Genomic DNA, 22,136 nt, shown 5'->3' with positions numbered 1-22,136 from the left:
GTGGCGGATCAAAAGACCGAACCGCCGCGCCAGCTGCCGCTAGACCTTGGGCATGGCACCGGCTATTCGCGCGACGAGTTGGTGGTGTCGGCCACCAACCGCGAGGCGGCAGCCCTTGTCGACCGCTGGCCGGACTGGCCGTCGCCGGTGATCGTGCTCGCCGGCCCGGCCGGTTCCGGGAAGACACATCTGGGCTCGATCTGGCAGGCGCGGGCCAACGCTGTGGCGGTCGATGCCCAGCGCATCGGCAATGCCATCACCGGGCTTGGCGGCAGGCCCGCGCTGATCGACGATGTCGACAAGACAGCCATCGACGAGGCGGGCCTGTTCCATCTCATCAATGAAGTGCGCGGCGCCGGGGCCACCTTGCTGTTGACGGCGCGGCGCTTCCCCGCCGCCTGGAGGGTGACGTTGCCCGATCTTGCCTCGCGGCTGAAGGCGGCGGCAACCGTCGAGATCCATGAGCCGGACGATTTGCTTCTGGCCGGTGTCATCACCAAACTCTTCGCCGACCGCCAGGTCGAGGTCGAGCCGCATGTCGTGCAATATCTGGTGCGCCGCATCGAGCGTTCGCTGGCCACGGCCATGCGCGTGGTCGAACGCCTCGACCGCACCGCGCTCGAGCGCAAGACGCCGATCACCAGGGCGCTCGCCGCCGAAACCGTCAGCGCAATGGACGAAGGGCAGGGCGAGTTCGAGGTTTAGATCCTGCTGCAATTCCTTGGACGGCGATTGTCGATCCCGCCCGTGCGACGTTTTCAAAACATGGATGGTGGCATCACCTGAAACAATATGATACTTTCAATCAATGACATCGGAGCGATATCAATGCCTGCAGTGACCGTCCGAAATCTTCCGGAAGCGACCCACCGAGCTCTGCGTGTACGGGCGGCCTTGCACGGTCGCAGCACCGAGGCCGAGATACGCGACATTCTAGAAAACGCGGTGCGGCCGGACGGCCGTGTGAAACTCGGCTCCGTTCTGGCAGACATTGCCCGACGCGCCGGGCTGACCAATGAAGACGTGGAGGTCCTGGAGCAGGCTCGCGACAAGGCGCCGGCCGAACCGCTGGGGTTCGAATGATCCTCCTCGATACCAATGTCGTTTCGGAGGCCATGAAGCCCGAACCGCATCAAGCTGTGTTGGCCTGGCTTGATGACCAGGCCGAGGAAACGCTTTACCTCTCCAGTGTGACGCTCGCCGAAGTGCTGTTCGGCATCGAGGCCATGCCGGCGGGTCGTCGCAAGGCTGCGCTCGCTGAAACCTTCGCCGGTGTGTGCGCCGTGTTTGAGCGCCGCATCCTGCCTTTCGATACCGAGGCGGCCCGGCACTATGCCCGACTTGCAGTGAAGGCGAGGGCAGCCGGCAAGGGGTTTCCTGTGCCCGACGGCTACATCGCGGCAATCGCCTCCGCAAACGGCTTTCATCTCGCCTCGCGTGACACGGCGCCATTCCATGCGGCCGGCGTGCCTGTCATCGATCCTTGGCAGCCGTAATCAGGTACGGCAGCCCGACCAGAGCGCGAGCTGCGAACATGCGTTTCGGCAGGATTTCCTCTACAGCGACGACAGCGTGTTCGAATGAATACACTCGATCTCTCCGTGCCCACCGCCGCATGAGGGCCGCTGTCCCATTTCGGGAAACATTATCTGGCATCCGTCTTGCACCTGGGAACTTGCCGGCTGACCCCGGTCCTGGTCGCGTTCCTGATCGGGTTGTAGGCTCGCCGGGAGTGATGATTGGGGTTCTCGCCCGGCGAGCTTACCTTCGTAGAGCAGTCACCGGAGTGTCCGGGAGGGTGCCCTATAGCCACAACGCCGCCAGATACCGGACCAGCAGATAGACCACCGTATGCGCTGCCACGTAGCACGCGACGACGACGACAAAGAACAGCACGCTGGCGGGCCACGACCGGGGACGGCCTTGCCTCTTGCTCGGCCGGTTGTTCCAGATCCACAGGGCTGCACAGATAATGGCCCAGACGACGACGAACGGAACCGTGATGCGGATGTAAGCGAAGTAGGCAGGGCCAATCAGCGAAAGCCATGCCTCGAGACCAAGCATCCAGAATCTCCCCTTGCCCGGAGTCTAATGCATGTCGCTCAAAAGTGGTCCCGGTTTTGAGAGAACGACATGCATCAAAACAAAAATCAAAGCGCGTCGCCTGGATACGTTTCAGCGCGACGCGCTTTTAGACCGGCGATAGAGGTGGAAGCGAGGGGATTATCCCTGCGTCGATTTTCAGCCAAACCCGCCGAAGGGATGCTGTTCGATGACACGGGCGCCTGATGCATGTCGCTCAAGTGGCCCCGGTTTTGAGAGAACCGCATGCATCAAACATGCATCAAACAAGACCTCAAGCGCGTCGCGTGAGTCCGTTCAAATGAGACGCGCTTTAGGTCAGATTGGTGCTCCGGTCGCCAAACTCGGCCGTAGCAGGTCTAAAGCGATCGGATCAGCCGCAGACCCTGACCTCTTCGACGACCCTGTGGTGATGGCGCCAGTGCCTGACCAGTTCGATATGGCAGCGGTGATGGCGATGGTGGCGCCGCCATTGGCCATCCTGGTTGTCGCTGTAGTCGTCGCCATAGTCTTTGTGGCGCTGGTGATGGCGAAGAATCTGTATATCGCCATCGTCGGACGAATATTGATCGTCGTCATCGGACTGGATAGTCAGACTGGCGGCTTGCGCCGGTGCGATCAAAGCCGCCGTTCCGGCGAACGCGATCATCGAGGCGATGAGAAGGGTTTTCATTGTTTGCTCCTTGGGTTGAACATACACAACTCTGGGAGCGAACTGGTGTTCCAATGTAGGGTCCGATCGGCGAGCGGCTGCTGCTTGGGCAATGCGTGCCGCCATGCGCTACCGGCGAGGCAGCCATTGGCGACCTTGGGAGTGATACCTTGGGCAAGGACTGGCTTTGTGGGAAAAAATGGTCGGAGTGGAGAGATTCGAACTCCCGACCCTCTGGTCCCAAACCAGATGCGCTACCAGGCTGCGCTACACTCCGAACCAAGCACTGCTTGGGTTTGCGGCTTCTACCGGGGCTCGCCGCGAAAGGCAATAGCGGAACGTAAGGCATACAGTGGCGCTTAGTGGCACCAAAAGTCCCACGGAAAGTGCCACGGCTGTTCATTTCTTGTTCTCCACCGTTGCCGGCGCGGCTTTCGTCTCGACCGCTTGCGCTGCATCGCTCGCCTCCATGGCTGCCCGCAGATCGTCCTTGGTCAGGTGGGAATAGCGCGAGGTCGTGGCAAGCTCGGTATGGCCCAAGAGCTTCTGAGCAGCCTTCAGGTTGCCCGTGGCGCGCACCAGGCGCGTGGCGGCGGTGTGCCGGTTGTCGTGGAATCGGTAGTCCTTGACCTTTGCCCGGCCCTTAGTCCAGCGCCATTCGGTCTTGAAGCCTTCCATCGTGATCGGCTCACGAGTTCCCTTGACCATTCCCGCGCGCGGCCGCTTCACCACATAGGTGAACACCGCCATCTTGTGGTGATCCTTCAGATCCCAGAGCAGGGCATAGATTGCCTTGGTCATCGGGACCGTGCGCGTCTTGTCGCCCTTGCCGGTGACGCGAAATTCCCGATTGAAGAAATCCACATCCTTCCATTGCAGCCCGACGATCTCCGCGCGCCTGCAGCCTGACAGCAGGGCGAACCTGAGCGCCGGCGCATAGTCGCCACGGATTGCCGCCAGCAGCTTGCTTTCCTCGTCTGCCGTGGCTTCCCTGACCCGCTCCTGCGGTTCCTTCAGGAAATGGTCCTTCCACTCGATATCCTCGACCGTCTGCTTCCATGTGCGCCTGGCGCGCCGCAGGAGAGCCCGTAGGGGCTCGCAAACGCTCCGGTTGACGGTTGCCGCCGAAACGTCCTCGCCGCGCCTCTTGGCTACCGCCTTGGCGACTGTGGCGTCATTGATGGTGGATATCATGGTCCCGGCGCCTATGTGGTCCTGAAGCCATTCCAGAGCCCGCAACGTGTCGACGTGGTTGCGGTGGAACTGGCCAACCTCATTCCAGTACTGAGCTGCGGCGGCTTTGAAAGCCAGCGGCTTGCTGGCATCGAACTGCAGCCCCTTTACGCGCGCGAGCTCGTCGGCCTCGACCTTTTCAGCTTCGCGTCTCGACGTGCATCCAGTCGGGCCTGAAAATCGCTGGCGTCGATAACGGAAGTCGAACGAGTATTCCGATTGGCCGGGGCGCTTGTAGACTGACATTTGCGAGCCTCTCTGAATGCTTCCAGGTCGGCCGGGTCGTACCGCCGGGCTTCTCTCTTCTCGCCAAGACCGATATTGACGTACCGAATCCGGCCGGCGCAAGTGAGTGCGCGGAGCTGTTTCTCGGATATGCACAGTTCCCGCGCTGCGGCTTCCGGGGATAGGAGCGCTGTCATTATTTTGCGTTCCTCTCAGTCACGGTCCTTTGTTGAGAATAGTACTTTTCGGCGTCGAACCAGGGTTTCATGGCCCGTCGCTTTCTGTTTCACGCTTCATCGACAGGCTACGCAGCGTCAGCTTTCGCCGACGAACGGAACTCCCATCTCCACGCGCTGGCACGGCTCTATCCGCCGCCATTCGTTCAAGGTTGCGCGCCGCATTCTCGTCGCGGTCGCACGTAAAGCCGCAGCCTTCACAGTCGAAGGAGCGGTCGGACAGCGCGAGTTTCTCTTTCACGCTGCCGCAGCAAGAACACGTCTTGCTGGAAGGGTAGAAACGATCTGCCTCGATCAAGGCTTCCGCTTTGTAGCCGATCTGGCGTTTGATCTCGTAGAAGCCAACGTCGGCAATGTGTCTGGCGAGACTGCGGTTGCGCAGCATGCCCTTAACATTCAGCATCTCGACGCCGATGCGCGAGGCCATCCCGGCGATAACTGAGGTGGCCTTGTGCTGGAAGTTCAGCCGGATATCGGCCATCCGCTTATGAACGCGGGCCACCTTGGCTTGGGCTCGCCGACGCCGACCTGATCCTTTTACCCTGCGGTGCATTGTCTTGTTCGCCCGACGCAACTTCCGGCGTTCGACGTTAAGCCGTTGCAGAAGATCCCCGCCAAGATCGGTCGCCACGCCCCCGCAGAAAACCTTGATTGGCTGCTTGATGCCTAGATCAACGCCGGCCGCTAAGTTCGGGCGCGTCAGCGTCTCTGTGGCGGGCAATTCAAAACTGATGGACGCGTACCAGCGACCATCGCGGCGGCTGACCGCCGCATTCATTATCCTGGCGTCAGGCCACCGCGCCTCGCGGCTCAGGCGTACCCATCCCAGCTTTGGTAAGCGGACTCGGTTAGCGACAATCGTGCATTCCCTTGATTTGCCGGCACCGAGAAAGCTGTCCCTAGATACGCCCTTGGCCTTGAACCGAGGATATTTGGCCTGCTCGGCCTTGAAGGACTCATAAGCCTGGCCTACCGCAAATATCGCCCGCTCTGGAACGATAGCTGCGACATCTGTGATCCACGGCCAGCGGTCGCGCTTTATCGCATTGAATTGCCTCTGGAGGCCGAAGGCTGTCGGGAACGGCGCTTGTTTCCCGCTGGTCCACCATTCCATAGCTTGGCGCTTCCACTCCTCCAGCGCCCAATTGTAAGCGAGGCGAGCTATGCCGGCGGCGCGCGCGAAGTATTCCGCCTGCTCCTTTGTAGGGCGCAGCAGAAAAATCTGCGAGCGGTGCCGGGTATTGCTCATTGCAAAATCCTTTGCAAAACAATACCATAAGCCGCATATCGCAGCAACGAAAAGCGCCGCCAATGTCCGGATTCCACAGCTTCTCCGCGCCCGTCGCCATCCTCTGGTCTCGCGGCACCGCCCATATAGGCGACGTGGAACGCGCGCTTGAAGAAATGCAATCCTGGGTGCGCGACAAAGGACTGAGCCCGGCTATCGAGGCGGCCTATCCGATCTGCTACGGAGCGATTGCAGACACGCCAAGCTCGACTGTTGAAGAAGCGCGCGCTGCGTTCATTGAAGCAGCGAAGGAGGCGAAGGTGTATCGCGAAGGGTAGGGTCACCAGTCACCCCCGTCGTTTGGGATATCGATGTCGGCCAAGATGTAATCCGGGTCGATGCCGCCATCCTTGGTGTGGATGTGGCCGCCGCCTTCATCGGCACGCATGACGCACAGTGACCCGCTAGCCGAGAACAGCCACAAGCTTTTCGGCCAAGTCTTTGCCAGCCTGCGGAGGGCACGAATGGCCTTCGTTTCAGCCAATGTCGGATCGACGCTCATGGCGTTTTCCTTTCGCAGCGAGAGAACAGGGGAAGTTGCGCGGGGAGTGAGGTCATGGCCGGTCCTCCGGCAATTCCCAGTGCGCGAATAGGTCGGAGAGCAGGCACCAGCCGCCGCCTGCGAAGTAAGCAACCGGCATGTCTGGGAATATGCCACCGCCAACGCCCAGCGGGTCGTTTTTACTAAACCCCTCGATTGTCGCGGTGCCGTGGCCGTGCTTTGAAACAACCTCGAAAGGTGCCTCCAAGCCTGCCTTCATCGCGGTTTCAATGGTGCTCACAGCGCATTCCTTTCATTGAAGAAGCCAAAGAGGCTGGCGTAGGGAGAGCGCTCCCCGCTTCCCCCAGGGATGTGAATAGTCATCGGGATGCCTCCAGAAACCGATGAGCGCGGCTGCCTTCGTCACATAGCGGCGCGAAGACTTCGATGATGCTCCGGGCTTCGGCAACGCGGGCCGCCAGGGTTTCAATGTGGCCTATGAGGCTTTCGATGTCATCCGCGCGCTGTCCTTTGGCCGCAGCCCATGCGGCAAACACCGGCGCAGCGTCAGGGTTGCTTGATGTAGATGATGCCCTGTCGTCCAACGTCGCCTCTTCGCGCAACCTGACAATATCCCGCCGCAACCGCGCGATCAGTTCAGCAGCTTCCTTCATTTGCCATCCTCCGTTGCAGGGATGGAGAGAGCGGCGAGCGCGGCGATGGCCTTTTCGTTGAACCACTCGTTGATGGCCTTGTTTGACCTGCCGGATACACCGAAATTCATACTAGCCATGTCGGATAGAATGCGGCGCGCTTCCGCCACCCCCGCCTCAAGGGCAGGGCTATCTGAGGGGAGGAGGGCGATGGGAAGCGCGGAGCCGACTGGCTTGGCGGCTTGTTTGGCCCGGATTTTGTCGACTTTGGTCCAGATGCGTGCTAGCTCTGTTTCGCCAGCCTCATGCATGTTGAGGCCGTGGGCGAGGCAGTAGGCGGCGAGCGTAACCTGGACGCCACCAACCTCTTGGAAGGGCTCGCCAGCGGGGCGTGACCACACATAGTCACGAAGCGCCACAACACGAGCCGGATCATAATCGTTGGACTGCAAAAGCTCCAGCACTTCTTCGAGCAGCCGGTCGCCACGCTCCACCTTGTCGCCAGATATTTCCGCTCCAAAGCAAGCCATCATCCAAGGCTGCACCCGTGATTGGAAGTCCCCCACCACTTCAGGGTGATCGACTGGAGCGGTGAGGGCGAGATAGAGCGGCTCAAGTTCGTAGCCCTCGACGCGGAACGCATAGGACGCGCGGTCTTCGTCAGCAGTGCATTGCCAGCGGTCGTCTCCGTCTTTCCAGCGCCATGCCGCCTCTCGCTCCGCCGCAGCCAGCGCCTTGCCGGGAGTGACGAGGGCGAGAACAGCACGGGCGGCTTTTTCGGCGCACTCTTCTAGAAGTGCGGTCTTCCTGGCATTCGTCCAGAAGTCGCCGAGGGCACTGGTGTGGCCAAAGTCTTTCAACTGCATCGCTTGGATGATCAGTCTTTTCGCCGCCGAGCACAGTGTGTCGCTCTTGGCCGTGGCTCTGGATCCACGAATGGTCTCGTCATCGGCTGACGAAAGCGTGTTGAAACGTGAGGTGTCCTTCGAGAGCGCTACCGGTGCGACAGGAGCGGCGAACAGTTCATAGCCTGCTCCAATCTCGCCTTCCTCGCCGTCTGTTTCGATCTGCCGTTTCAAGGTATCCTTGTTGAAGTACAGTTTCATTGGGTGATGAGAAGACGGCATCCCTTCCACCATGTTCCGCACCATAGCATCGGCCTGCGCGGCGTCGAAAAGGTTCGTGCCGACCGGCTTATGCTTCATTGGCCAAGCCGTGTTCTCGTTGAAGTCAGCCTTGAAGCTAATGCCCGCATCTGGTCGGAAGTTCTCCGGAAGACGCCACATCAGGAACCGGTCAACCATATGCTTGATCTGTGCGTCGGTTGGCACGCTCGCTACCGGTGCGACAGCGGGGGAGGCGCGTTCGACCAGCAATGCGTATCGAACAGCATGCTCGACATGAACCCGCATGACCGAATAGGGCGTGACGCCAACCGTATCTGCCGCCATGCGAGCAGCTTGGACAATATCGGGCGGCGTTTCCTGCCACGCTACCGGCTCCTTGCTCGGTGCCGCTGCTACCGGTGAGGCCGGTTGAGGCTGCGCATCGAACTCGTCGCCGAACGACTGACCGGGTATCGGCCCGCTATCACCCCACGCCACCCCCGCCTCAAGGGCAGGGCTATCTGAGGGGAGGAGGGCGGCGAAGAGGGGCAGCTGAAACATGCCGATTGGCGTCTTGCGCAGCGGGATATACACACCGCCCGGATCATCGGGCCGGTCCTCCAAGGCATCCATTTGCCCTTGGCTCGCATACGCCACAGGCACTCCCACCACTTCAGGGTGATCGACTGGAGCAGCGAGGGCGTCCAGAAGTGGGGCGCGGCCTTGGTGCCACGCCTGCCATAAACGCTCATTTTGTTCGTCGGGCACTGCACCATAAGCGCCCGCGAGCCATTGGGTGAACACGTATCTATCGCTACGATCTCTGAGGTTGCGAAGGTCGCTCGCGGCTTCCACCCCCGCCGCATCCAGTTCTCCACTTCCTACCTTGAGAGGGGTGGGGAGACGCAGCGCGGCATAGGCGGCTGCGGCTTGGCTGTCAGTCGGAAACGTCAGGACGATCTCGCCTTGCAATGGAGCCGTGGCTACACTGCCGCCGGCGACGTGTCCTCCGTGCTCCTTGGCGGCGATAAACAGGGCTGGTTTGGCGTCAGCATAGCCAGGGCCTATAACGATTTTGTCCTCGCCGAATTGGACAAGCGTCAGCGGCTCATTTGATATGGTCATGGCTGTTTATCTCCTGCGAGGGAAAGGCGCTCGGCGACCATTTGGCAGATGCCCGCAAAGTCTCCGTAGCCGCCGAACTGCTTCATGATTTTGCCTGCGAACCAGCCTTGCAGAACGGGCTTGTCGAACGCCTGGGCTGCCTTGTCAGGATGCTTGGCTATGAGCGCGTCTATGGCCGTATATGTCTGCGCGACGACTTCATCCGCATAGGGGATTTCCAGTGTCGCTCTATCCGTGGCGGGAAGCTTCATGGGGCGGATTCCTTCACGTATCGACCCTGCTTCCAATCGAAGCGGACGCCGGCCGGTTTCTGGAAAGACTTCGACTTCTTGCCGAGAAGGTGCTTGGCGCGGTTCGCGTTGACCTTGGCGCGCACCTTCGCCTCGACCTTGGTCTTGCGCTTGTGCGCGACGCCGAGGACGGCCTGGAGGTTGCTCTCACGGTTCTTGCCGCCGAGCCATAGCGCGGTGATGTGGTCGAACTCGATCTTGTCGCCGGGCACGAACACATGGCCGGTGAGGGCGCACCTGTTGTCCTGGCGATCGAGGATCCGCAACTGGCACAGCCGCGGCGCCACGCTATCGTCGGTCTTGCCGATCCATTCGGAGACGGTGCGGGGCATCAGGACTCCCTCACCTTGACCGGCTCCGGCGTCACGTCCGCGACCGAACACAGCGCCGCCTTGGCAACCAGGTCCACGTCGAGTTTGTGCTGCCCCTTGCAGACGCCCATGACGTGCAAGCGGATGATCTCCATCCCAGACAGGCAGGCGTTGGTGACGTCCTTCGGGGCGAGGTCTCGGATGATTTTCAATTGCCCGTACAGGACGCGGAGTGATTCCGGATCCTTCGACGGTTGGCAGGCCAGCATCATGCGCGCGCCTTGCTTGAGCCAGACGCGCTCCTCGGCAGAGAGTTCGGAGGCCGGCGGCGCATCAGGTTCTGCCTGTGCTTCAATGCTGCCGGCCTCCGGGTCCGCCGCTTCAGCGGGTTCGCTTGCGTGTGTCGAATTGGGTGCGGTCTCTCCCGCCGTCACGCCCAAGGTGTCGCGCTGTTGCTCGGGAGGCTCCGAAGAGCTTTGACCCTCACGCTGAGACAGGACGTTTGCTCGCTGCTCTGTAGGTTCTGGTTTGGCCTGATCGATGATGCCGGCGAATGCGCTCGCAACGTCCTCGGCGGAGGCATCGTCTGGCAGTTCGATCATGGTGGTGACCGTTAGTTCCTCGCCTGTAGAATCGGTGGCACCAGCGCCGGCAGACGGGGGACGTCGTGCGGCTCGGCGCTGGTGCCTTCCTCGTTGGCGACCTCCGGGGGAGAGGCGTCAGCAAGGGTCTCTTCGCCCGCATCGTTCGCGGGCTGGGTGGGTTCGAACGGCTCGTCGCCGAAGCTGCCCGCTTCGCGGCGCAGGGTTTCGACGTCGGTCCCGGTCAGGTCGAAAAGCAATTGCTCCATCTGCCGGATGGCGCCGTCCAGTTCCGTGTCGTCGAGATCATTCAACGAGCGGGGGTACTGGCTCCATTGGCCGGACGGCATCTTGAAGGGGACAACCATCGCCAGGGCGAGCTTGATCGCGGCAGAAGCCGTTTCCCGATCGCCCCACGGCAGGTTGGTGTGCTTGATGTAGTTGCCGATCGTCGCCCACCAGCGGCGCACCAGAGGGCGGTCGCCGTCGGTCGACATCCAGACCAGCATCTTGCTGCCATTGCGGTACGAGTCGAGCCGTTCGAAATCGAAGGGGGATGCCGGCACAAGGTGCCCCTTCTCGATAACCATGTGCAGCGCCGGCTGCTCGTCGCTTGGCTTCTTCATCTTGGTCGAGCGCTTGGTCATCACTTCCTCACACGCTTGAGGTGTCTGTCGCGGACGGCCTTGGCGATCGAGATAAACTCATCGCCGTTCGGAGCCTGGAACAGACGCGCAGGGAGATCGTGGACGCCCCAGATTTCCATGACGGTCGCCTCGTCGCTGGCCGTCGCCAGTTCATCGTCGAGGGCAGTAAGCATGTCGGACGGCGCTACAGGCTCGCTCTCGACGACATCGCCTTCGACTGCGCCCGTTTCGGGATCGAAGTCCGGGATCTCGTCATCGATGTTGGCGTCTTCGACTTGCTTGCCGGCGAGCTCGCTCCGCTGGTCGTTGGCGGGCTTAGGTTGCGCGCCGTTCGGCTTGGGTTGCGTGCTGGCGGGGCGCGGCGGTGTGGCTGCCGGCCGCGGCGGCGTGGGCGGTGTAGCCTTCGGCACCTCGACGCTTGCAACATCGGTCGGCAGTGCTTTGCCGTGCATCTCCTCGGCCGTGTAGTCGTTGCCGATCTCTTCGGGGAACGCCTTGCGCAGCGCGGCGGCCTCGACGCATTTGTCCAGTTGCCCGAATGGGCGCGATTCCCACATCTCGTTCGGGATGTCGCTCTTGCCCATCGTCGCGTAGGCTTCAAGCCAGAAGACCTTGGTGTTGAAGGCGCAGCGAACGCCCTTGACCATCCGGTAGACGACGACGCTGGCCCATTTCGGATAGGTGATGGCCTTTTCGACATCGACCTCCTTCTTGACCTTCTTGCCACCGCCTTCAGGCGTCACCCACTGATCGAGCTTGCCCTTGAAGGTGTGAGTCACCTCCGGGCCGTAGATCACTTCGTCAATGCCGGCGTATTCGCCCGTCCTGGCGGCCGTCGTGCGCAACTCGGATATGCCTGGCCAGACCGTCTCGACCATCTCGCCCTTTGCGGACGACCACATGGGCACGATATGCACCGGCCGTTTGTAGATATCGAGTTTGCGGACGCGGCAGTAGGCCAGCGCCATCGCAATGGCCTGCACACTCTTGGCGGACGGGAAAATCTGGTCGCAAAGGACTCGCCACTGCGAGCCGCTGATCCCGATATCCTTCACGAACTGCTGGTTGACCGGAAGGCGCACGGCGATGTCGCTGCGCTCGATCTCGGGAATCCATTCCTGCTGCGTCTGTTCGGCGGTGGCGGTCTGCGACATGTCGATCTCCTAAAAATCCATTCCGGGCAGGGCTGCCTGTCGGTCAGGCTGCGGCTTCTCTTTGGCGTAGTGGACATCCCCAGGCAGCAGCAGGCCGCGCTTGTGGAGGGTAAGAAACACACCGAGCGCGCCATGCGCCCCGGTGATGGCGCGGTGCGTACCTGTCTCGACAGGCAGATCGAAGGACCGGCAGGCATCAGCCAGCGACGGCCATCCGCCCTTGCCGCTGGCCTTGATGACGCCGGCCTCGCGCTTCTGGCATGCGCGCATGAGGCAAGTGTTCGCCGTCTGCGCAAAGAGATCGTCCATGCCGGCCCTGCGCAGCGCACCGCGCAACACCTTACAATCGTGACGAGAATTATAGGCGGCGACGGTGTAGCCGGCCTGAACGGTCAGCGTGTACCAATGCAGCAGTTCACCGATGTCTTTGCCATTCTCGGTCAGGAACTGCGTGGTCAGGCCATTTATGGCCGTGGCGCCGGGCTTCATCTCCCAGCCATCCGGCTTAACGAGAAATTCGTAAGGGTCGCCGACGATGAACTCGCCCGTGTCGGCGATCTCCTCCACGCAGTACCCAGCGAACTCGGCCAGGTAAGGCTGGGCCGGATCGTCGGCCGGTGCGGAGTAGTCGGGAAGATCCGATGTCTCGGTGTCCAGGATCAGGTATTTCATCTGACCGATGCCCTTTCCTCGATCCGCACGCCCGGCACCGAATGCCCAGCGCCGTGCGCGCGCTTGGCGAGGTCGAACATCTTGTCGACGAGCTCCCGGTGGGTTTTCAGGAAGCCGAACAGCGCGTCGATGTCGGTGATCTCGACGACTTCGGTGACAGCCTTGACGCTTGCCGCCTTGCCGTAGGCGCCGCGGATTTGATCGGGCGCGGCCGCAGTGGTCGCCGGTGCTGCCGCAGGCGCGGTTACTTCCGGCTCGGGCTCGCCAGCCACGAAGGACATCTCGGCCTCACGGTTGGCTGCGTCCTCTTCGGCCCTGCGTGTCGCTTCCTCTGCCGCGCGGCGCGCCTGCAGCTTCTTCGTCTCGTAGCCCTCGAGCGTCTTGCGCAGTGTGTCGGCGCCACCCTTGGCGTCCTTGACCAGCGGCTGCCATTCGCCATTGATCTCCTTCTGCGCGTCGAGGTGCGGCCGCACCAGCTTCTCGCGGATCTTGTCGGCAGCCCGGTGCAGTTCGAGCAGCCGCGAGCGCAGCGACTGCGCCTTGCCGGCCTGCTCGTCGTCGGCGATCGCCTTGTACTGGCGCAACTGGTCGAGCGCGGCCTTGATGTCGTCGGCCAGCATTTCGGATTCGGAACGGTCGCCGGCATTGTCGCCGGGCTTAGGCGGCCCGCGGCGCTGGGACTGGACGACGCTGTCGACGTCGGACCATTCATGGCCCTGCTCGGCGACGCGCTCATATTCCTCGAAGCTGATCGGATACCTGGCGCACCACGTCCAGACATCGTCGGCATGGACCGTCCTGCGATCCGGCTCGATGCCGCGCAGGGCAAACCACTGATCGCCTTCAACCCATAAAGTTACAGGCTCCCATGGACCTTCCTTGCCCTTGACGCGGAACCATCCTTCTTCAGGCGTGCTGTGGACGAGGAGCGTCTTGCCGATGGCCTTCGGATTGTGCAGAGCGGCGGTATGCCATGCCCAGCGCGGCACGGCGGCCGAGACCTTGGTGTTGCGCACCACGCGCTCGGCGACAGTGCCGATGGATTCGAAGGTGTCGTCGTCGGTTTTCATCAGAGCACCTGTTCGCATTGGAAGGAGGATGGCCGCGCGCAGGCGCAGTCCATGTCGGGATCGTGGATGTCGCCGAAGAAGTCTTCGTCGTCCGACCAGCACTCAGGCTCAGGGCAGCCGTCGCAGCCGCATCCGCCGAACTCATCCGATCCGCAGCAGTAGAATCCGCAGGCGTTGCACATCACGCGGCATCCGAAACGGGCGCGGCCTCAATCTCCGGCTCAGGATCGGCGCGGTTGAGACAGGACAGCGGCCAACTGAAGAGCTCGCTACCGCCCAAGCCATTCTCGACATTCACCCAGCACCAGCCGTTGAGGATCGCCAGTATCTTGCCGGCCCTGTAGCCTTCGGCGGGATAGGTGACCATGTCGCCGACTTCGATGATCGGGCGAACCATCTTGAGGTCGGCCACGTTGGCATAGACGTCGCTGTATGGCTCAATGCGAACTTTGATCTTGCCGTCGGTCTGGTAGCCGCTGTCGATCGTGCCGACGATGGTGACGACATCACCCTTGCGAAACGTGGTCATTCCTCATCTCCGTAGTTATCGAGAAGGTCTTGCTTGGCTTCGGCCTCGGTTCGGCCCCAGCCGTGCGGGCTGCAGTCGGCGCCGACGTCATCGAAGTAAGCGCACCAGTCGTAGTCGCGGATCGGAATCGGCGGGAAGATGTGCGAGGTGACGATGGGGCGATCCATCACGCGGCACTCCTGATCCAAAGCCGCTTGCCGAAGCGCCGGAAGAACCGCGCATAGACCCGCATCTTCTGGGCGCGCTGGACGTCGGCGAGGCGGCGCTCCCGCTGCCAGGTCGGCAGATTGCGGAAGCCGAAGATGACGCGGTTCGCGGCCTCGATCGCCTCTGCGGTGCACAGGTTCGGCCGGATGGCGTTGAAGAACATCTCAGGGTTGGCCTTCATCTCGTCGATGACAGCCTTGCGCTCGAAGTGACCGTCACGGGCGCGGCGGATGCCGTGCTGGCGGATAGCCTCCATCGCATGCAGCATTGCCGGGCTGTCGCCACGATAGCCGCCGGCAGAGCGAGCAAACTCGCGGGTGTAGTCGGTGATGGTGTAGGTGGGGAAAGCGATGACGGTCATGTCGGCACCTGTGCGGCGTCACCGGCCATGAGCATCTTGCGGGCATGCTCCAAGCCAGCAGAGAAGCCGGCGCAGTAGGCGGTTTCCATATTCTCGACTGTGAACCGGCTCTGCCAGTCGCCGCGCGGATCGCTGAACGAAGCGATGATCCAGGCTTGCGCTTTCTCTTCAACTTGCTCGACATCGGTCTTCGGTGCGGTGGTGTTCATCGGTCGAAACCTCGTGGCGTTTCCGTTAGTCACACTAACACAAGCCAGAACGATGTAAACCCCATACCGCTAGCCAGGCTAACATTTATTTTTGGGATGAGGGAAGGTCGGCACAACGCCCGCGTTCGGCGGCGCGGCGTCTGTGTGCACGAAATTGTGCATACAGATCGCGAATAGCGTGACAATTATGTGCATACGTATGCACATGAACGTATGCACAGACGAAACGGCGCATATAGAAGGAACGAGCGCATGACGCGAGCGCGCGCGTAGACGTAAGATTATTATAAGAGGAGATAATCAGAGAGGTTTTAAAAGGAAGGAAGAGGCTTAGGAGGTGAGGTGGTGCCTGTCATCAAGGGCAGTGCCTTACCCTGAGAGAGCGCTAACCGGGAGAGGATTATTGCTTACGACCGCCGACAATCCCGCGAACAAAGCCAAGGGCCTCAGCCTGCACGTCGGATGGCGCACCTCGCAAAGCGTCGGTGATGTCCACGACAAGGCCTTCCTTGAGCGGGTTGACCCGGAAAACATCTCCGGGAGTGTGGCGGAAAGCATCAGCCAGGGCGTAAATCATTCCCTCCGTCAGTTCAGTCGTGCCGCTCTCGATTTGCGAAATTAGCCCGCGCGTCTTGCCCACTCGCTCGGCAAGCTGGTCTTGCGTCAGTTCGCGGTAGGTCCGCCATTCCTTGACATAGTGCTGGACTGGCCGGCGCGGTTTGCTGGGTTTTCTGACCTGTTTAGCCATCCTTGCATTTTCTTCCGTTGCCTTTTTTCGGGCAAGCCAGCCAAACTAACGAAAGTTGTAGACAGCCGCCGTTAGTTACGCTAACGTCGCTCCCATGGAAAAGCTGACGGCATGGATCAACGGCGGACGCGGCAGGCTGACGGAAGTCGCCAAGGCGTGCCGGATCACTCATAGCGCTGTGTCGCAATGGGATCGTGTGCCGAGCGACCATGTGCGGACCGTCGAGAAGGTGACTGGAATCAGCCGCGTCGAGCTTCGCCCTGACCTGTATGGCGAACTCGAGGAGGCGTCGCGATGACGTCGGTTGCGACCATGACGCACTGGGCGCGGAAGTCCCTCAAGGTAGCCATGAGCCTGCAGATGGTTGAGCCGAAGCCCTGCGAGACCTGCAACATGCGTGACGTCTTCGCGCATCAAACCGACCTCGCTCGGCCATTGGCCATCAAGTGGCTTTGCGCCAGATGCGAGACCGTACCTCTTGGGGCGGTTTGCTTCCACGCCGCGCCGGCAGCGGAGGCGATCTAGATGCGCGCCGAGCCAAATCCGACACCGTTCTTCGGCGACGCCATCGGCCCATGGCACGACCATTTCGCCTGGCTGCCGATCCGCACCTATGACCAGCGCCTTGTCTGGCTGAAGTGGTGTCGGCGCCGCTGCGTGCAAAAGCACCAATATCTCGATGGCGGCGGCGACTTCTGGTTCCAGTATCACATCGAGCCGGTCGAGGTGGCGGCATGACCCTAGTGCGCCAGCCTCGCGTGTCTCATCTCGCAGCAAATACCCAAGCGCTTGCCGGTCAACTGTCGGGCTGGAAAGAGCGCGCTGAACGGGATCACGATCCGCGCCACGATCACATGCTCGGTGACGTTGGCATAGTCCATGAAGGACTTCTGCTTGGTGAAATAGGTGAACCTGATGTTGCCGTCGCCAAGGTCTTCGGCATCGGCCAGTCCAGAAACGAAAATGTCGGAAATGATTGCCGGCTCTACAAGCAGAATTCCCATGGTCGTGTCTCCCGCGTCCCTGATCCATTAGTTGGCGCTCAGGATTTGTACGCAAGCAGACATATCGCCGATCTCACAATTAGCGGTCCTTATGGTTACCGCTTAGTTACTGCTGCTGGCGAGCGCCTTGCGCAGATCGCGGATCAAGGCTCGCGCCACGCCGTCTGGCAGGACCAAGCGTCCGACAATTCGACGTTCGTCACCATGGTCGACCCATGCAATGAGCCGGAGGTCGCCGTTGATCACCTCGACGTCGACGCCGGTGGCGAATGCATCGAGGATTACCACAGGTTCACTCAGGGGCTGTTGTCCTTCATCGGCCATCGGTCCTCACATCAAGTTCGGTCGGGGGCGGCGTCATGAGCACGAGGGTCATCGCCAACTGGACGGCCGACGAAGACGCCACGCTCGCCAAGCTGATCAACGAGGGCGACTCGGCTTCCATGATTGGTAAGCGTCTCGGTCGGCCACGCTCCTCCGTTTGCGGACGCGCCCACCGCAAGGGCATGAAGTTCAAGGGGCAAAAACAGGTCCCATGCGAAAGGCGCGTCCGCTTCGTTGCATCCGAAGACCAGACAATTCGCGCCATGGCTGCATCCAGCAAATCGAGCACAGACATCGCGAAAGTGTTGGTTCGCAGCGCCTCCTCTGTCAAAAAGCGCGCCAAGATCATCGGCGCCAAGCTCGACGGCAAAGGCGGCGGGAAGCCGCGCACCGAACCGAAGGCGCCCAAGGCCAAGCCGGTCAAGCTCAACGCCGGCAACATCGCCAACAAGCGCGAATCCCGCACCCACGATCCTGAGTTCAAACATTCGACACCTGCCGTCGCTGTCGTTCCGCTGATGGTGGCGCTGGTCGATCTCAGACCGAACCAATGCCGTTTTCCGGTCGGCGATCCGCTCAAGGAAGACTTTGGCTTCTGCGGTCATCCGATGGAGCAGGGCTCCTACTGCCGATCGCACGCGCGCCTCGCGTACCAGGCGCCGGAATCCCGCCGGAGGGCCGCATGATCCGCGAGCCTGATGACGCACCCGAGACGCTCGGCTACCTCGTCCTTGCCGGCCTTGCTCTCGTCGTCGGGCTGGTCGCCCTGCATGTGATTTGTGCCGGTGCCAAGTCCACCACCGGCAAGTGTTTTTTGTTTTTCCCGCTCGTACCAGCCTGCAAGCAAACGAGCGGCAGCATCCTCAAGGCGCTCTGTTTCGCGCCAGTTCCAATCCTTTCGTTGCTCGCTGTTCATGCAGTGAATCTAGCGAAGGATCAAAAGCATGAAGTCCCCAAATCAAGGGAATTTTGAACCCATGAGTGCCGCTGTTGCGAGTGAATACGTCCGTCTGATGATCCACCGGGAAGGCGATGGCCCCGGCGCGGCGGAGCGGGCCATGACGAAGCTGGAAGCCAGGTACGGAATCGGCTTCTGGACGCTCGATCATTTCCGCAAGCGTAAGGCCAAAACCTGTGATGTAGCCCTATTCGCGAGGATCAAGGCTGCATTTATTGATCACTGCGGCGCTCAGGCCGCACGACTGATCCAAGAGGCAGAGATAGCCCAGGCGGTAACACCGAATGACGATGTGGCAGCTATTCAAGACGAAATTCGCGCTCTGCAGGCTCGCCTGGCGGCTGCGCAGGGCAAAGCGAAGAGGGCAGCGTAGATGAGCGTCTACTTCGTCAGGAGGAAAGATGACCCGTCCGGCCTGATCAAGATCGGCTCGTCGGGCAACGTCGCATCTCGCGTTCGTTCGCTGTCGACGGCGACGCCGGGAGGGATTGAACTTCTCGCCTCATGCGCCGGCGGCGCCGAGGTGGAGCATCGCATCCACCGCGAACTCTTTGCGTCCCGCGTCGCGGGCGGCGAGTGGTTTCTGCCGACCGATGAAGTCATGGCATATGTGGCGAAAACTAAAGCGCTGCCTGGTCCAGCCGACGAAAAAGGGCCGAAGCAGACGAAGAGTCATCTCGTCAAACCCGAGGATGAATTCTGCGACGACATAACTGTCGAAAGCCGGTTCTACCTCAACGGTCTGGTCACGCGAGAATGGCACGGCGTCGGGGATACGCCCGAGGAGGCGCGCAATCGGGTCGCGGAGCGTTTCGGCCTGTCACCTGAGAAATGCCGGAAGATTTGGTATGCCATGGCGCCCAGCGTCGACGGCGACACCTATCGCGTCCTGAGCAACGAATACGCGCGAACGATGAACGCCGAGGGGCGGGCTACGGCTCGTCACCTAGAGGTGCTGCGCATCGAGCGATACTTCCAAGGGAAATTTGCGCAAGGCGAGGAAAGGGCAGCCTAAATGAAAGCGCTCGACGAGCACGCGATCCGCCTGTCCCAAGCAGGCGAGCCATACGAGCCAGCCGCCGAAAAGCTTCCCCCTTGGAAAGCCGCGGCGTTCTGGGCATCGGCCATCTTCGTTTGTGTCGGCGTGCTTTATGTGGCCGGCTACTGCCTTCATATGGCATGGAAGGCGTGGCCAGCATGACACGCCAGCCAATCGTTTCCTTCCAAGCCTCGTGCGCCGTCGGCCTCGCCACGGTCACCATAGTGCTCGGCGCGCTCGCCATCTCGATCGGGGAAAGCTGGCCGCACCAGGTCCCCGGCATGAGCGCGAGCTACCCGCCAGAGTGCTGCAATAGCGCCGCGACATCACCCAATGGCGACTGTGCGCCGATCGATGACAGCTATGTCACCGAGCAGCCGGATGGCTACCACATCAACCTTCCGGCCGGCGCGCATCCCAGGCTGAAGACGCACGGCTATTCCGAGATCATCCCCTACAGCGCCAGGCGCCAGCCGCTCGACAATTCCTACCACATCTGCCTGTCCAACGAAGGCCAGCATCGGTTCTGCTTTTTCCCGAAGCCGGGTTCCGTTTGATGAAATCCACAATTCACTCTGACCCGCTAATCCAATGGTCGCCGGCTGGCGTCCAAGTACACCAAGTTTCGATGACAGGTCGTGCAAAAAACGGCGGCATTACCCCCGTCGTCGGTCAGGGCGGCCGCCAAGCGGTCGATAGTCGGTAGGCCAAATCGGAACACCCAGCCAATCAACCCTCACGAGGAATCCCATGACAAAAACGGCAGAAGCAGGCGACAACATCAAAGCCGAGAACGAGCGGAAATCGCTCTTCTTCCACCACCTTCGCAAGCGCATTGGCTGGAACGGCGACATCAAGGAAGCCCAGGAGAGCAAGAAGCTCGACGGCAAGATCGCCCAGGCCGACGGCTACGCGCTCGACGACCTCGACAAGGCTATTCAGGCCATAGAGGCCGAGGACAAGTCGAAGATCACGGACAGCTACATCCGGCACGGCGAAATCCTGGAATGGCTGGGCCTTGTGCCGTCGTTCGAACCCGACATGTTCCGCGACCGGATGCCGGCCGTCGAGCGGCGCGAGAAGCAGGGCGAACTCGCCGGCCTCGCCAACAAGCCGCGCGAGAGCGGGTTTGCCAAGGGCGGTGATGACGATCAGGCATGGCTCAGAGGCTTCGACCGCGGTCAGGCGACCTTCAACCAGAACATCGGCCCGGCGATGGAGAGGGCCGAGCAGAGCCGCCAGAAGGGCAAGACGGAACTGATCAAGACGCGCGGCCGACCGAAGAAGAACGCCAGCGCCGCCGGCCAGCCGATCGAGGGCGAGACGCCGGACGAGGCGAAGGCGGCGGAGAAAGCGCAGACGACACAGGCTGCGGCCCCGGTTGCTCCCAAGCCGCCGAAGCCGGCAAAGGCCAAATCTCCCGAGGCCGACAAGCCGGAGGAAGAACTCACGAACGCCGAGCGGGAGACGCTCGCCCAAGCCCGAGCCATGTTCAACTAGGGCGGCGTGATCGGCCGATCGAGCACAGATGCACCACGAAACACTGGCCATACTAGAGCGACTTGTCGCGCGATCCGGCGATCCTTCGAAGAAGGAGATTTTGGTGCTGCTCAAGAAAGCAATAGGCCGGATCGATCAACTCGATGGTCAGGTCGAGAGCTTGGTGTCCGTGCTCAATCTCGATCGGACGGCAAACGTCCAGGCGGCATTCAGACTTCCAGAGCAATTGGCGCAGCTCCTGATCATGCTGTCCGACGGCAAGCCACGAAACAAGGAATCGCTCCATGCCGCTTTGTATTTCCGCCGTCCGGACCGTGACATGCCCGAAGTAAAGATAATCGACACCCTTTTGTCGAAGCTCCGCAAGAGCATCGCCCCCTATGGCATCGAAATCGGAACTGTTTGGGGTGGAGCGTGCCGCCTCACGGCCGGCGAGGACGTGGTGATGGCGGCGATCGAGAGCGCCCAACCATCGGGCGCCAAGATCATCGATCTGGCGGCGGTCAGATGAGCCTCCTCACTGGAAACAAAACAGCCTCGAAAGAGGTGCGTGGCGTCGACTTCTATGCGTCCCCCTATGCCGCGCTGCCGCCGCTGCTGGTTGCGGAGGGTAAGCGCCTGCCCAAGGTGTTGTGGGAGCCAGCCGCCGGCAATGGTGCCCTGGTGCTGCCCCTGCGCAATCGCGGCTTCAAGGTCGCGGCCACCGACATCAACGATTGGGGCTGCCCCGACAGCGAGTCCTCCGTCGACTTCACCAGCGACCTCGCCGCGCAGTACGGCGCCAGCCTTCGACGCTCGCACCCGGACTTCGGCATCGTCACCAATCCGCCTTTCGGAATCATCGAGCAGTTTGTCGAGCGCGCCGTGGCGATGTCGCCCTATGTCGCGCTGCTGTGCCGGCTGGCCTTCCTGGAGAGCGAAGGCCGCATGAACTGGTGGAAGCAAGTCGGCTTGCGCCGCGTCCACTTGATCTCCGAAAGACTGCCCATGATGCATAGGCACGGCTATGTCGGGCCGAAACTGTCGAACGCCGGCATGTGCTTCTGCTGGTTCATCTTCGAGCCAGGCAAGCGGCCTGCGCATCAGGTGCCAATCCGCTGGATAAGCTGGAAAGCAGCTTGTCGGAAATTCCCACAGACTGACGCCGACACGCCGCCGACCGCGAAAGAGCAACTCGGACTGTTCGAGGCAGCCGCATGAGCCTGCACCCCGCCACCGTCGAGCGCGCGGCGTTCGCGATCTACACCCAATTCATCTGCGGCGGATATCCGACGCGCCAGATGCGCGACGGCAACGGCCGCCCCGCCACCGATCTCGATGGCCGACCGTTTATGGAAACACCAGCGGAAGCCGCCGCACGCCGCTGGCTGGCCGCGCCCGAACTGACCCGCGAGCGCTTTCGCAATGAAGCCATTGCGGCTTTGGAGGCAGCATGAGCAGGATAGTTCTAG

At 61.5% G+C, this 22,136-nt stretch carries 38 protein-coding genes and 1 tRNA gene; 16 read left to right on the top strand and 23 right to left on the bottom strand.

The window, feature by feature from the left end; all coding sequences use genetic code 11:
* The 3 genes from hdaA to NL532_RS24440 all read left to right on the top strand — a co-directional run bounded on the left by hdaA (position 1) and on the right by NL532_RS24440 (position 1,496).
* On the top strand, positions 1-705 hold the full coding sequence (hdaA, locus tag NL532_RS24450) for a DnaA regulatory inactivator HdaA (RefSeq protein ID WP_023689058.1): 705 nt from the start codon (positions 1-3) through the stop codon (positions 703-705).
* A gap of 123 nt (positions 706-828) precedes the next feature.
* Complete coding sequence (locus NL532_RS24445) at positions 829-1,083, top strand: FitA-like ribbon-helix-helix domain-containing protein (protein WP_023670289.1); 255 nt, start codon at positions 829-831, stop codon at positions 1,081-1,083.
* Complete coding sequence (locus NL532_RS24440) at positions 1,080-1,496, top strand: type II toxin-antitoxin system VapC family toxin (RefSeq protein WP_023689057.1); 417 nt, start codon at positions 1,080-1,082, stop codon at positions 1,494-1,496. The genes NL532_RS24445 and NL532_RS24440 overlap by 4 nt, the downstream gene beginning before the upstream one ends.
* A 307-nt stretch (positions 1,497-1,803) precedes the next feature.
* Here the strand turns inward: NL532_RS24440 and NL532_RS24435 are convergent, their stop codons facing one another.
* The 5 genes from NL532_RS24435 to NL532_RS24415 all read right to left on the bottom strand — a co-directional run bounded on the left by NL532_RS24435 (position 1,804) and on the right by NL532_RS24415 (position 5,677).
* The gene (locus NL532_RS24435; RefSeq protein WP_023689056.1) at positions 1,804-2,064 is read right to left on the bottom strand and encodes a hypothetical protein; all 261 of its coding nucleotides are present in this window, start codon (positions 2,062-2,064) and stop codon (positions 1,804-1,806) included.
* 391 nt (positions 2,065-2,455) lie between these two features.
* Positions 2,456-2,755 carry a hypothetical protein gene (locus tag NL532_RS24430; RefSeq protein ID WP_023829015.1) on the bottom strand — a complete coding sequence of 100 codons (300 nt, stop codon included), beginning with the start codon at positions 2,753-2,755 and terminating at the stop codon, positions 2,456-2,458.
* A gap of 179 nt (positions 2,756-2,934) precedes the next feature.
* Positions 2,935-3,011 (bottom strand) — tRNA-Pro (locus NL532_RS24425).
* A 122-nt stretch (positions 3,012-3,133) separates the two neighbouring features.
* Positions 3,134-4,213, bottom strand: a complete 1,080-nt coding sequence (locus tag NL532_RS24420; protein WP_050590953.1) for a tyrosine-type recombinase/integrase — start codon at positions 4,211-4,213, stop codon at positions 3,134-3,136.
* Between the two features lie 243 nt (positions 4,214-4,456).
* On the bottom strand, positions 4,457-5,677 hold the full coding sequence (locus NL532_RS24415; RefSeq protein ID WP_023829013.1) for an RNA-guided endonuclease InsQ/TnpB family protein: 1,221 nt from the start codon (positions 5,675-5,677) through the stop codon (positions 4,457-4,459).
* Between the two features lie 62 nt (positions 5,678-5,739).
* On the opposite strand from NL532_RS24415, the gene NL532_RS24410 reads away from it, so the two are divergent.
* The gene (locus tag NL532_RS24410; RefSeq protein WP_023829012.1) at positions 5,740-5,994 is read left to right on the top strand and encodes a DUF982 domain-containing protein; all 255 of its coding nucleotides are present in this window, start codon (positions 5,740-5,742) and stop codon (positions 5,992-5,994) included.
* Between the two features lie 2 nt (positions 5,995-5,996).
* Here NL532_RS24410 and NL532_RS24405 read toward each other — a convergent pair whose 3' ends face one another.
* The 16 genes from NL532_RS24405 to NL532_RS24330 form a co-directional block, all read right to left on the bottom strand.
* The gene (locus tag NL532_RS24405; RefSeq protein ID WP_023829011.1) at positions 5,997-6,218 is read right to left on the bottom strand and encodes a hypothetical protein; all 222 of its coding nucleotides are present in this window, start codon (positions 6,216-6,218) and stop codon (positions 5,997-5,999) included.
* 52 nt (positions 6,219-6,270) lie between these two features.
* Positions 6,271-6,498: a hypothetical protein gene (locus tag NL532_RS24400; RefSeq protein WP_155923812.1), complete on the bottom strand. Its 228-nt coding sequence runs from the start codon at positions 6,496-6,498 to the stop codon at positions 6,271-6,273.
* A gap of 79 nt (positions 6,499-6,577) precedes the next feature.
* A complete protein-coding gene (locus tag NL532_RS24395) occupies positions 6,578-6,871 on the bottom strand; it encodes a hypothetical protein (protein ID WP_023829009.1) in 294 nt (97 codons plus the stop codon).
* Positions 6,868-9,081, bottom strand: a complete 2,214-nt coding sequence (locus NL532_RS24390) for a hypothetical protein (protein ID WP_023829008.1) — start codon at positions 9,079-9,081, stop codon at positions 6,868-6,870. Before NL532_RS24390 ends, NL532_RS24395 begins: the two co-directional genes overlap by 4 nt.
* The gene (locus NL532_RS24385; protein WP_023829007.1) at positions 9,078-9,332 is read right to left on the bottom strand and encodes a hypothetical protein; all 255 of its coding nucleotides are present in this window, start codon (positions 9,330-9,332) and stop codon (positions 9,078-9,080) included. Before NL532_RS24385 ends, NL532_RS24390 begins: the two co-directional genes overlap by 4 nt.
* Positions 9,329-9,703 carry an HNH endonuclease gene (locus NL532_RS24380; protein ID WP_023829006.1) on the bottom strand — a complete coding sequence of 125 codons (375 nt, stop codon included), beginning with the start codon at positions 9,701-9,703 and terminating at the stop codon, positions 9,329-9,331. The genes NL532_RS24385 and NL532_RS24380 overlap by 4 nt, the downstream gene beginning before the upstream one ends.
* Entirely contained in the window at positions 9,703-10,284 is a 582-nt protein-coding gene (locus NL532_RS24375) for a hypothetical protein (RefSeq protein ID WP_023829005.1), read from the bottom strand. Before NL532_RS24375 ends, NL532_RS24380 begins: the two co-directional genes overlap by 1 nt.
* Before the next feature lie 11 nt (positions 10,285-10,295).
* On the bottom strand, positions 10,296-10,910 hold the full coding sequence (locus tag NL532_RS24370) for a hypothetical protein (RefSeq protein WP_286487487.1): 615 nt from the start codon (positions 10,908-10,910) through the stop codon (positions 10,296-10,298).
* Positions 10,910-12,064: a phage recombination protein Bet gene (gene bet, locus NL532_RS24365; RefSeq protein ID WP_050590950.1), complete on the bottom strand. Its 1,155-nt coding sequence runs from the start codon at positions 12,062-12,064 to the stop codon at positions 10,910-10,912. Before bet ends, NL532_RS24370 begins: the two co-directional genes overlap by 1 nt.
* 9 nt (positions 12,065-12,073) lie before the next feature.
* Positions 12,074-12,736, bottom strand: a complete 663-nt coding sequence (locus tag NL532_RS24360; RefSeq protein WP_023829002.1) for a 3'-5' exonuclease — start codon at positions 12,734-12,736, stop codon at positions 12,074-12,076.
* On the bottom strand, positions 12,733-13,806 hold the full coding sequence (locus NL532_RS24355; protein WP_023829001.1) for a hypothetical protein: 1,074 nt from the start codon (positions 13,804-13,806) through the stop codon (positions 12,733-12,735). The genes NL532_RS24360 and NL532_RS24355 overlap by 4 nt, the downstream gene beginning before the upstream one ends.
* A gap of 181 nt (positions 13,807-13,987) precedes the next feature.
* On the bottom strand, positions 13,988-14,335 hold the full coding sequence (locus NL532_RS24350; RefSeq protein ID WP_023828999.1) for a hypothetical protein: 348 nt from the start codon (positions 14,333-14,335) through the stop codon (positions 13,988-13,990).
* The gene (locus NL532_RS24345; protein ID WP_155923811.1) at positions 14,332-14,505 is read right to left on the bottom strand and encodes a hypothetical protein; all 174 of its coding nucleotides are present in this window, start codon (positions 14,503-14,505) and stop codon (positions 14,332-14,334) included. Before NL532_RS24345 ends, NL532_RS24350 begins: the two co-directional genes overlap by 4 nt.
* A complete protein-coding gene (locus NL532_RS24340; protein ID WP_023828997.1) occupies positions 14,502-14,903 on the bottom strand; it encodes a hypothetical protein in 402 nt (133 codons plus the stop codon). The genes NL532_RS24345 and NL532_RS24340 overlap by 4 nt, the downstream gene beginning before the upstream one ends.
* On the bottom strand, positions 14,900-15,112 hold the full coding sequence (locus NL532_RS24335) for a hypothetical protein (protein WP_023828996.1): 213 nt from the start codon (positions 15,110-15,112) through the stop codon (positions 14,900-14,902). Before NL532_RS24335 ends, NL532_RS24340 begins: the two co-directional genes overlap by 4 nt.
* Positions 15,113-15,512: 400 nt before the next feature.
* The gene (locus tag NL532_RS24330) at positions 15,513-15,860 is read right to left on the bottom strand and encodes a helix-turn-helix domain-containing protein (RefSeq protein ID WP_023828995.1); all 348 of its coding nucleotides are present in this window, start codon (positions 15,858-15,860) and stop codon (positions 15,513-15,515) included.
* Positions 15,861-15,954: 94 nt separating this feature from the next.
* Here NL532_RS24330 and NL532_RS24325 point away from each other — a divergent pair, with 94 nt between their 5' ends.
* Together NL532_RS24325 and NL532_RS24320 are read left to right on the top strand one after the other, a co-directional pair.
* A complete protein-coding gene (locus NL532_RS24325) occupies positions 15,955-16,158 on the top strand; it encodes a transcriptional regulator (protein ID WP_023828994.1) in 204 nt (67 codons plus the stop codon).
* A gap of 227 nt (positions 16,159-16,385) precedes the next feature.
* A complete protein-coding gene (locus NL532_RS24320; RefSeq protein WP_023828992.1) occupies positions 16,386-16,598 on the top strand; it encodes a hypothetical protein in 213 nt (70 codons plus the stop codon).
* A 2-nt stretch (positions 16,599-16,600) separates the two neighbouring features.
* Here the strand turns inward: NL532_RS24320 and NL532_RS24315 are convergent, their stop codons facing one another.
* Both NL532_RS24315 and NL532_RS24310 read right to left on the bottom strand, forming a co-directional pair.
* On the bottom strand, positions 16,601-16,864 hold the full coding sequence (locus NL532_RS24315) for a hypothetical protein (RefSeq protein WP_023828991.1): 264 nt from the start codon (positions 16,862-16,864) through the stop codon (positions 16,601-16,603).
* A 102-nt stretch (positions 16,865-16,966) separates the two neighbouring features.
* On the bottom strand, positions 16,967-17,188 hold the full coding sequence (locus NL532_RS24310) for a hypothetical protein (RefSeq protein WP_031203060.1): 222 nt from the start codon (positions 17,186-17,188) through the stop codon (positions 16,967-16,969).
* On the opposite strand from NL532_RS24310, the gene NL532_RS24305 reads away from it, so the two are divergent.
* The 10 genes from NL532_RS24305 (at position 17,134) to NL532_RS24260 (ending at position 22,121) form a co-directional block, all read left to right on the top strand.
* The gene (locus NL532_RS24305) at positions 17,134-17,874 is read left to right on the top strand and encodes a GcrA family cell cycle regulator (RefSeq protein WP_081730966.1); all 741 of its coding nucleotides are present in this window, start codon (positions 17,134-17,136) and stop codon (positions 17,872-17,874) included. The genes NL532_RS24310 and NL532_RS24305 overlap by 55 nt on opposite strands.
* The gene (locus NL532_RS24300) at positions 17,871-18,161 is read left to right on the top strand and encodes a hypothetical protein (protein WP_023828988.1); all 291 of its coding nucleotides are present in this window, start codon (positions 17,871-17,873) and stop codon (positions 18,159-18,161) included. Before NL532_RS24305 ends, NL532_RS24300 begins: the two co-directional genes overlap by 4 nt.
* Positions 18,133-18,519, top strand: a complete 387-nt coding sequence (locus NL532_RS24295) for a hypothetical protein (RefSeq protein WP_155923810.1) — start codon at positions 18,133-18,135, stop codon at positions 18,517-18,519. The genes NL532_RS24300 and NL532_RS24295 overlap by 29 nt, the downstream gene beginning before the upstream one ends.
* Positions 18,520-19,161: a GIY-YIG nuclease family protein gene (locus NL532_RS24290; protein ID WP_023828986.1), complete on the top strand. Its 642-nt coding sequence runs from the start codon at positions 18,520-18,522 to the stop codon at positions 19,159-19,161.
* Positions 19,162-19,347: a hypothetical protein gene (locus NL532_RS24285; RefSeq protein WP_023828985.1), complete on the top strand. Its 186-nt coding sequence runs from the start codon at positions 19,162-19,164 to the stop codon at positions 19,345-19,347. It abuts the gene before it with no gap.
* Positions 19,344-19,742: a hypothetical protein gene (locus tag NL532_RS24280; RefSeq protein ID WP_032900074.1), complete on the top strand. Its 399-nt coding sequence runs from the start codon at positions 19,344-19,346 to the stop codon at positions 19,740-19,742. Before NL532_RS24285 ends, NL532_RS24280 begins: the two co-directional genes overlap by 4 nt.
* A gap of 193 nt (positions 19,743-19,935) precedes the next feature.
* Positions 19,936-20,685, top strand: coding sequence for a hypothetical protein (locus NL532_RS24275; RefSeq protein ID WP_023828983.1), 750 nt, complete (start codon positions 19,936-19,938; stop codon positions 20,683-20,685).
* Between the two features lie 103 nt (positions 20,686-20,788).
* The gene (locus NL532_RS24270) at positions 20,789-21,196 is read left to right on the top strand and encodes a hypothetical protein (protein ID WP_155923809.1); all 408 of its coding nucleotides are present in this window, start codon (positions 20,789-20,791) and stop codon (positions 21,194-21,196) included.
* Positions 21,193-21,885: a hypothetical protein gene (locus NL532_RS24265; protein WP_023828981.1), complete on the top strand. Its 693-nt coding sequence runs from the start codon at positions 21,193-21,195 to the stop codon at positions 21,883-21,885. Before NL532_RS24270 ends, NL532_RS24265 begins: the two co-directional genes overlap by 4 nt.
* Entirely contained in the window at positions 21,882-22,121 is a 240-nt protein-coding gene (locus NL532_RS24260) for a hypothetical protein (RefSeq protein ID WP_023828980.1), read from the top strand. Before NL532_RS24265 ends, NL532_RS24260 begins: the two co-directional genes overlap by 4 nt.
* The last annotated feature ends 15 nt before the right edge of the window (positions 22,122-22,136 follow it).

This window comes from Mesorhizobium sp. C120A (assembly GCF_030323105.1).
Taxonomy (GTDB): domain Bacteria; phylum Pseudomonadota; class Alphaproteobacteria; order Rhizobiales; family Rhizobiaceae; genus Mesorhizobium.
The sequence above is the reverse complement of the archived record's forward strand: the minus strand, read 5'-3'. Positions and strand labels throughout refer to the sequence as shown.

Bases quoted from the DNA above. Each gene is read 5' to 3' on its own strand.
- NL532_RS24330 (WP_023828995.1), bottom strand. From the start codon at position 15,860: ATGGCTAAACAGGTCAGAAAACCCAGCAAACCGCGCCGGCCAGTCCAG.
- NL532_RS24310 (WP_031203060.1), bottom strand. From the start codon at position 17,188: ATGGCCGATGAAGGACAACAGCCCCTGAGTGAACCTGTGGTAATCCTC.
- NL532_RS24275 (WP_023828983.1), top strand. From the start codon at position 19,936: ATGACAAAAACGGCAGAAGCAGGCGACAACATCAAAGCCGAGAACGAG.
- NL532_RS24360 (WP_023829002.1), bottom strand. From the start codon at position 12,736: ATGAAATACCTGATCCTGGACACCGAGACATCGGATCTTCCCGACTAC.
- NL532_RS24380 (WP_023829006.1), bottom strand. From the start codon at position 9,703: ATGCCCCGCACCGTCTCCGAATGGATCGGCAAGACCGACGATAGCGTG.
- NL532_RS24285 (WP_023828985.1), top strand. From the start codon at position 19,162: ATGAAAGCGCTCGACGAGCACGCGATCCGCCTGTCCCAAGCAGGCGAG.
- NL532_RS24405 (WP_023829011.1), bottom strand. From the start codon at position 6,218: ATGAGCGTCGATCCGACATTGGCTGAAACGAAGGCCATTCGTGCCCTC.
- NL532_RS24440 (WP_023689057.1), top strand. From the start codon at position 1,080: ATGATCCTCCTCGATACCAATGTCGTTTCGGAGGCCATGAAGCCCGAA.
- NL532_RS24435 (WP_023689056.1), bottom strand. From the start codon at position 2,064: ATGCTTGGTCTCGAGGCATGGCTTTCGCTGATTGGCCCTGCCTACTTC.
- NL532_RS24265 (WP_023828981.1), top strand. From the start codon at position 21,193: ATGAGCCTCCTCACTGGAAACAAAACAGCCTCGAAAGAGGTGCGTGGC.
- NL532_RS24290 (WP_023828986.1), top strand. From the start codon at position 18,520: ATGAGCGTCTACTTCGTCAGGAGGAAAGATGACCCGTCCGGCCTGATC.
- NL532_RS24350 (WP_023828999.1), bottom strand. From the start codon at position 14,335: ATGACCACGTTTCGCAAGGGTGATGTCGTCACCATCGTCGGCACGATC.
- NL532_RS24420 (WP_050590953.1), bottom strand. From the start codon at position 4,213: ATGTCAGTCTACAAGCGCCCCGGCCAATCGGAATACTCGTTCGACTTC.
- NL532_RS24395 (WP_023829009.1), bottom strand. From the start codon at position 6,871: ATGAAGGAAGCTGCTGAACTGATCGCGCGGTTGCGGCGGGATATTGTC.
- NL532_RS24340 (WP_023828997.1), bottom strand. From the start codon at position 14,903: ATGACCGTCATCGCTTTCCCCACCTACACCATCACCGACTACACCCGC.
- NL532_RS24385 (WP_023829007.1), bottom strand. From the start codon at position 9,332: ATGAAGCTTCCCGCCACGGATAGAGCGACACTGGAAATCCCCTATGCG.
- NL532_RS24295 (WP_155923810.1), top strand. From the start codon at position 18,133: ATGAAGTCCCCAAATCAAGGGAATTTTGAACCCATGAGTGCCGCTGTT.
- NL532_RS24300 (WP_023828988.1), top strand. From the start codon at position 17,871: ATGATCCGCGAGCCTGATGACGCACCCGAGACGCTCGGCTACCTCGTC.
- bet (WP_050590950.1), bottom strand. From the start codon at position 12,064: ATGTCGCAGACCGCCACCGCCGAACAGACGCAGCAGGAATGGATTCCC.
- NL532_RS24430 (WP_023829015.1), bottom strand. From the start codon at position 2,755: ATGAAAACCCTTCTCATCGCCTCGATGATCGCGTTCGCCGGAACGGCG.
- NL532_RS24260 (WP_023828980.1), top strand. From the start codon at position 21,882: ATGAGCCTGCACCCCGCCACCGTCGAGCGCGCGGCGTTCGCGATCTAC.
- NL532_RS24415 (WP_023829013.1), bottom strand. From the start codon at position 5,677: ATGAGCAATACCCGGCACCGCTCGCAGATTTTTCTGCTGCGCCCTACA.
- NL532_RS24335 (WP_023828996.1), bottom strand. From the start codon at position 15,112: ATGAACACCACCGCACCGAAGACCGATGTCGAGCAAGTTGAAGAGAAA.
- NL532_RS24410 (WP_023829012.1), top strand. From the start codon at position 5,740: ATGTCCGGATTCCACAGCTTCTCCGCGCCCGTCGCCATCCTCTGGTCT.
- NL532_RS24315 (WP_023828991.1), bottom strand. From the start codon at position 16,864: ATGGGAATTCTGCTTGTAGAGCCGGCAATCATTTCCGACATTTTCGTT.
- NL532_RS24280 (WP_032900074.1), top strand. From the start codon at position 19,344: ATGACACGCCAGCCAATCGTTTCCTTCCAAGCCTCGTGCGCCGTCGGC.
- NL532_RS24325 (WP_023828994.1), top strand. From the start codon at position 15,955: ATGGAAAAGCTGACGGCATGGATCAACGGCGGACGCGGCAGGCTGACG.
- NL532_RS24355 (WP_023829001.1), bottom strand. From the start codon at position 13,806: ATGAAAACCGACGACGACACCTTCGAATCCATCGGCACTGTCGCCGAG.
- NL532_RS24390 (WP_023829008.1), bottom strand. From the start codon at position 9,081: ATGACCATATCAAATGAGCCGCTGACGCTTGTCCAATTCGGCGAGGAC.
- NL532_RS24305 (WP_081730966.1), top strand. From the start codon at position 17,134: ATGCATCGAGGATTACCACAGGTTCACTCAGGGGCTGTTGTCCTTCAT.
- NL532_RS24445 (WP_023670289.1), top strand. From the start codon at position 829: ATGCCTGCAGTGACCGTCCGAAATCTTCCGGAAGCGACCCACCGAGCT.
- NL532_RS24375 (WP_023829005.1), bottom strand. From the start codon at position 10,284: ATGATCGAACTGCCAGACGATGCCTCCGCCGAGGACGTTGCGAGCGCA.
- NL532_RS24320 (WP_023828992.1), top strand. From the start codon at position 16,386: ATGCGCGCCGAGCCAAATCCGACACCGTTCTTCGGCGACGCCATCGGC.
- NL532_RS24370 (WP_286487487.1), bottom strand. From the start codon at position 10,910: ATGACCAAGCGCTCGACCAAGATGAAGAAGCCAAGCGACGAGCAGCCG.